The 5,872-nt window shown below is 72.4% G+C and carries 6 protein-coding genes; 3 read left to right on the forward strand and 3 right to left on the reverse strand.

The genetic code is table 11. The features are described from left to right. Nucleotides 1-184: 184 nt before the first annotated feature. The gene (locus ACFXA3_RS23725) at nucleotides 185-1,069 is read right to left on the reverse strand and encodes a LysR family transcriptional regulator (RefSeq protein WP_385189803.1); all 885 of its coding nucleotides are present in this window, start codon (nucleotides 1,067-1,069) and stop codon (nucleotides 185-187) included. Between the two features lie 130 nt (nucleotides 1,070-1,199). Between ACFXA3_RS23725 and ACFXA3_RS23730 the strand changes: the two genes are divergently transcribed. From ACFXA3_RS23730 to ACFXA3_RS23740, 3 genes are all read left to right on the forward strand, one after another. Further along, entirely contained in the window at nucleotides 1,200-1,703 is a 504-nt protein-coding gene (locus ACFXA3_RS23730) for a cupin domain-containing protein (protein ID WP_385189805.1), read from the forward strand. Nucleotides 1,704-1,862: 159 nt separating this feature from the next. Next, nucleotides 1,863-2,297 carry a hypothetical protein gene (locus tag ACFXA3_RS23735; RefSeq protein WP_385189808.1) on the forward strand — a complete coding sequence of 145 codons (435 nt, stop codon included), beginning with the start codon at nucleotides 1,863-1,865 and terminating at the stop codon, nucleotides 2,295-2,297. A gap of 29 nt (nucleotides 2,298-2,326) precedes the next feature. Continuing rightward, nucleotides 2,327-2,518, forward strand: a complete 192-nt coding sequence (locus tag ACFXA3_RS23740) for a hypothetical protein (RefSeq protein ID WP_385189810.1) — start codon at nucleotides 2,327-2,329, stop codon at nucleotides 2,516-2,518. 135 nt (nucleotides 2,519-2,653) lie between these two features. Here the strand turns inward: ACFXA3_RS23740 and ACFXA3_RS23745 are convergent, their stop codons facing one another. Beyond that, nucleotides 2,654-4,594: a S41 family peptidase gene (locus tag ACFXA3_RS23745; protein ID WP_385189813.1), complete on the reverse strand. Its 1,941-nt coding sequence runs from the start codon at nucleotides 4,592-4,594 to the stop codon at nucleotides 2,654-2,656. Between the two features lie 117 nt (nucleotides 4,595-4,711). Beyond that, nucleotides 4,712-5,872, reverse strand: a 1,161-nt coding sequence (locus ACFXA3_RS23750; protein WP_385189815.1) for a hypothetical protein, incomplete at its 5' end; no start/stop codon positions are given.

Genomic DNA, 5,872 nt, shown 5'->3' on the forward strand with positions numbered 1-5,872 from the left:
TCCCCCCGCCCCACCCCCGCTGAGCCGGGCGGGGCCGGGGGGGGGTCGACCCCGGGCGGGCTTCCGGGGGGGCCCCGGGGGGCCGCGGGGCGGGCCCCCCCCGGCACGGCGGGATCGCGGCCGCGCTCGCCGGGTGACTCGTCCGTTGCCTCACCCACCACTTCGCCCCGTGTGACCGAGTGGGTCAGGAGAAGGACCGCGCCGCCGCCAGGAGCAGGCGCAGGGCTGGGCCCGGCGGGCCGGGGAGGACGGCGAGCGAGGTCGTGACGACCGGGTCGGCCAGCGGGCGGATGACCGTACCGGCGACCTCCGGAAGTCCGGTCACCCTGTAGAAGACCGTCCAGGACGGTGCCCGCTCCCCTTCCGCCCCGATCGCCGTGAGGGTGTCCTGGAGGTCGGTGAACGGCGGGCCGGCGAGCGGGCCGGCGTTCGAGGCCGCCCGGACCGCGCTCGTCACCAGGTCGTGGAAGGGGGCGTTGCGTTCCCGCTCGGCCAGCCGCAGCGGGAGACCCGCCAGGTCCCGGAGCTTCGGCACCGGCAGCGCGGCCGCCGGATGGCGGGCGGGCAGGGCCACGTACAACGGGTCGGTCCAGAGCGGGATCGGTTCCAGGCCGGGGGTGGCGGGCAGGGCCCTGACGAGCGCGGCGTCGAGCTCGCCGCCGCGAACGGCCGCCAGCCGGTCCGCGACCGGCAACCCCCTTACCCGGACCCGGAGTTCGGGAGCCAGTTCGGCCAGCCGGGACAGGAGCCTGTACACCCGGTCGCCCGGCCCTCGCACGGTGCCCAGGCGCAGCGTGGTGGTGTCACTCTCGGCGATCTCCGCGGCGATCCGCCGAGTCCGGTCGGCGGCGGCGAGTACGTCCCTCGCCTCGGGCAGCAGCCGGTCCCCCGCCTCGGTGAGGACCACCCGGCGGGTGGACCGTTCGAAGAGGGTGAGGCCGAGTTCGCGTTCGAGACGGCGCACTTGTTGGCTGACCGCGGACTGAACGATGTGGAGCCTTTCGGCGGCCCGGGAAAAGCCGCCCTCCTCGGCCACGGCCACGAAGTACCGAAGTTGCCGCAGCTCCATCCTGCTCCCCCTGACACATCGATTCATCGCGAATGGTGATCGCTGTAGGTCGCGAACGGTTCTTGTCCGCGGTTTCTTCCCCGGGTCGAATGAAGGGGTCGGACCGGTACGAAGGACAGGAGCTTCGGCAATGGCAGCAGACAGTGCAGGACGGGACGTGGTCGCGGGCACGGGCGCGGGGGCGGGCACGGGCACGCGGGCGGTGGTCGTGCGGGCCGACGACGCCGAGTACGTGCCGCTGCCGCACGGTGGCGGATTCACCCTGCTGACGGACGGCGGCCCGCTGAGCGCCAACCGTCTGGCCCTGGCCGCGGGGGCGACCGGAGCCAGGCCCCACTTCCACGCCCGCTCCGCAGAGCTGTTCCACGTACTCGACGGGACGGTGGAGTTCCGGCTGGACGGTGCCGTCGAGGCGATCGGCGCGGGCGGCGTGGTACTGATCCCGCCGGGCCTGCCCCATGCCTTCGGTGCCACCGCGGACGGCCCGGCCGAGCTGCTGGCCGTCCTCGGTTCGCCGGTGGAGCGGTTCGGCTATTTCCGTGCGCTGGGCCGGATCCAACACGGACTGCAGCCCTTCGAAGACCTGCTCCCGGAACAGGACCGGTACGACGTCCACTTCGTCGACCGCGCCTGACGGCTCCCGGTGACCCCCGAGCCTGGACCGTGGTTCCGGAGCACGGGCCGAATACGGCCGAAATCCCGCCCCGGCACGTGCGTGCCCCTACCGTGTACGTGTGGTCGCCGAGGGCCCGCCCGGAGATGCGCGGCTCGGCTCCGAGTGAGGGGATGCGGCGTGTCGACGTGGAACGGCATCGGAACCAAGTACCTGGGCTTCAGCCGGAAGCGGGTGGACGGCAGCCACCATGCGACCGAGTGGTTCGTGATCAGCTACATGCCGGTCGTCCCGCTGCGCCGGTACCGGATGGTGGTGGGAGCCACCCGGTACGCGGTGGGTTCGGCGGGCGGCTCGACGTCGACCACGGCCTACCGCGTCCTGGAGCGTTCGCCGATGCGCGTGCTCGACGTCCTCGCCACCTACCTCGTCTGGTGGGTGGCCGGTCCCTCCCTCGTCGTCTGCCCTTTCGTACTGATGTCCTGGGCGGATCCGGACGCCGGCCGGGGGTCGGGCCTGTGGAGCGGAGTGATCGTCATCGGCGCGCTGGTCTGGGTCGTCGGCCTTCCGCTGCTGCTCCTCTCCCTGTCCCGGCGCTGGCGCGGCCTTCCCTGACCCTGCATGCCTCCGGCCTTTCGGCCACCGTGGTGCGAGCGCCGGAACCCGCGGCCGGTGACCTCGGGCTGCCACCGCTGCTGTGCGGTGCGACCCTCGCCGCACAAGCGGTGGGCGAGCGGTTCGCCGTGGTCCCGCTGGTCCTGTCGCCGCTGCGGCCGGCCCGCGAATTGCCGGGCGGGCAGGCTCCGCACCAGGCCCTGCCCGCCGCGCGGGCCTGAGTCCCGGGGTACGGCGCCGGCCCGCGGCCGACCGGGGGCCGGACCGCGGACGGTTGCCCTGGCACGGCGGGCGCCGGTGGACCCGGCGCATCGAGTGCGGGTTGCGCGATCTCGCCCGCCGCCCGGTCCGGGCCGTCAGTTGAGATGTGCGGTGTTGCTGGCGACGAGTTCTCCGCCGGCGAAGCCCTCCACGCGCGCCGAGTGGGCGGCGGCCGCGTCGGGGACCGTGACGTCGGCCTGGCCGTCGGACAGGTCGACGGAGGCGCGGGGGCGCTGGTCGACGTAGACGTCCAGCCGGTCGATGTTCGTGGCCTTGACCTTGATCCGCAGTGCGCCGCCGGCGGCGGCGGTCGCGTCCGTGATGCTCACGGCGTGCGGCGTGAGGCCCTTGAGGATCTCCCCGGCGCGCTCGAACAGGTCGGTGTTGCCTTCCATCAGGTCCCGGCGGGTCATCCGGTAGGGGATGTCCGGGGTGATGCCGAGGTCCTCCACCGGCGTGCCGGAATTCGCGCCGACCCGCAGGCTGCGGCGGATCGCCACCCGCATGCCGGCGCCCTTCGGCAGGGGCCGGTACGGGGTCTCGGGGTCGCCGGTGAGGAGGTCGACGAGGTGTTTGTGCTCCCAGACGTTGGCGCCGCCGGCACCGGTGTTCTCATCGGTGCCGAGGACGGGGCCGATCTGGTGGTCCTGGAAGCCGGCGGCGAAGATGTCGGTGGCGGAGTAGCAGCGGGCGCTGGTGATGAGCAGGACCGGGCCGTCGTACTGCTGGCCGATCGCGTTGGCGCTGTTCTCGGGTGTGAGGGCCACGGCGCTGGAGTAGGTGGCCCCGATTTCCAGGGCCTGCTCCATGGAGGGCAGCCAGGCGCCCAGTTCTTCCTGGTTCCTCTGGCAGATCCGCAGGTTGAGCGGCGTGTTGATGAACTGCGTCGGCTCGGGGGTGATGGCGCGGGGGGTGAGGGTCTGCAGCGCGAGTTCGGAGTTCCAGATCACGCCGCCGCCGTTGTCCCGCACGTCCAGGATCAGACCACGGTCCGGCATCTGGCGGAGCAGTCTCACGAACTCGTTGACGAAACCTTCCACATCGGGTTCGTTGAAGGTGAAGATCCGGATGTAGCCGAAGGTGCCGGCGGCCGTCTGCACCTCCTGCGCCCGGAACACCTTGGGCATCGAGGAGGAGATCTCGCCGGCCCGCACCTCGGGGGCGGCCTCTCCGGCTTCGAGGGCCTTCTGCCGGGCGACGACCTTCGGCGCGAACAGCATGACCTTGGCGCGGTTGACCTCGTCCATGTCGAGGTCCAGGCCCACGGCCAGCGCCGATCCCGTCGGGGCCGCCGCGTGGACGAAGGTGGGGAGGAGGTTGTTGTCCACGATCCGCCAGCTCTCACGCAGCTCGTGCGCGGCGCCGTCGGCGTCGATGTAACTGACGGTTACCCATTCCTCGAACGGGGGAAGGTGCATGACGAGCGGCCGCAGGGTCAGCGACTGGATGCCGCGGCTGCGGCGGGCGGCGGCGTTGCTGCCGGCGAAGCGGGAGGCGTTGAGGTCGACGGCCTTGCCGATGGGGACCCCGCTCCAGTGGGTGATCTCGACGCCCGGCTCGAAGCCCGGGGCGGAGAATCCCTGGGCCACGTGGGTGACCGTGAAGTGCTCCCCCTGCGCGTCCTCGTACCGCTCGACGAGGAACGGCAGGAAGGCGATCTTGCCCGCGTAGGGGGCGGGGAGCAGGTAGTTGGTGTGGAGGTCGCGCACCGAGTGGAAGACCTCCGACAGCTCGGCGTGGAACAGCCATTCCAGGGGCTTGGTCTCCTCCGTCTGCCGCTCCAGCCGGCGCCGCAGCACGCGCAGCCGCTGCACCGGGTTGACCGCGTACATGGCGGACTTGAGCGGCAGGTGGACGTAGTTCTGGTCGAGCATGAGCAGGGCCTGGTCGACGATGAGGCGGCGCTCGGCCAGCGTCAGGGTGCCGGCGCCCGCGAGGAAGGCGGGCAGTTCGGTGGCCGCGGCCAGATGCTCCCGTACGGGTTCGGCGGCGTGGGGGACGAAGTCCGGGGCGGAGCGGTCGGCGGGGTGTGCCATGGGGTGCCTCCCGGGCGGGAACGGATCGTTCTGAGCCTTCACTCTCAGTCATCGGAATCCGTCCGCGGCCGAATGAGCCCGACGTCCCCCTTTCCCCTGAAAGGACGCCCGCACGGATCAGCCCAGGGACGACGACCAGCCCGGCCGGCCGGGCGTGAAGTGGAGGGGGCGGTGGCGCGTGGGTGCCGCGTGGCGGGGGCGCTGGGGGTGATCCGTGGGTGCCGGGTGGAGCCGGCGGCCCGGGTGGGCCCGGACACGGCCGACGGCGCCGGCCAACAGCTCGGTGAACCAGATGTTCCGGTCGGGTCCGGCCGTGATGTTGAAGGGCACCTTGTCCGCGCCTCCCGGAACCACGTACTCGGTGATCGCACCGCTGCCGCTGATCCGGCCGATGCGGCCGGACTGCACGGCGTACCACATGTGTCCGTCCGGACCGCGGGTGATGTCGTAGACCTGGTAGTCGGCGACGGGTACCTGGAAGAGCTTGATCTCGCCCCGTGAGGTGATCCGCCCGACCGCGTTCAGTCCGCTTGCCGTGAACCACATCCCGCCGGGTCCGGCCACGATGCCGGACGGGAACGCGAAGTCGGTGGACAGCGGGAACTCGGTCACCTGGCCGGACCGGCTGATCCGGCCGATCTTGCCGGCGTACAGCTCGGTGAACCACAGGGATCCGTCTGCCGCGGGGGCGATGTAGTACGGGATGCTGTCGGGCGTCGGGAGGGCGTACTCGGTCACCCGGCCGTCGGTGGTCATCCTTCCGATCGCGTTGGTTCCCGGCTCGGTGAACCACAGGGCGCGGTCGGCACCGACCGCGACACCCGTGGGGAAGCGGCCCGTTCCGGGCAGCGGGAACTCGGTGACCTGGCCCTTCGTCGTGATCCGGCCGATCTTGTCGGCGGCTCCCTCCGTGAACCACAGGGCGCGGTCGGGGCCTCGTGTGATGCCCTGGGGGAAGCTGTCGGCGGTCGGCAGCGGGTACTCGGTGACGGTGCCGCCGGTCGTGATGCGCCCGATCCGGCTGACCCCGGACTCGGCGAACCACAGGGCCCGGTCCGGGCCCGTGGTGATGCCGGCGGGGTAGCTGCCGGGGGTCGTGACCGGGTACTCCGTCACGACCCCCATGTCGGCCCGGGCCGGGGCGGTGGTGGCGGCGACGGCGAGCAGCGCGCCGAGGGACGCGGTGAGGAACCCGCGCAGGCGTCGTCGGATCGGCAGCGGGGACGGCATGGACCGGGGGCCTCTCGGTGGGCGGCGGCAGGCGGGCGGGCGAGCGGG

This window comes from Streptomyces sp. NPDC059456, assembly GCF_042750055.1.
Lineage (GTDB): Bacteria > Actinomycetota > Actinomycetes > Streptomycetales > Streptomycetaceae > Streptomyces.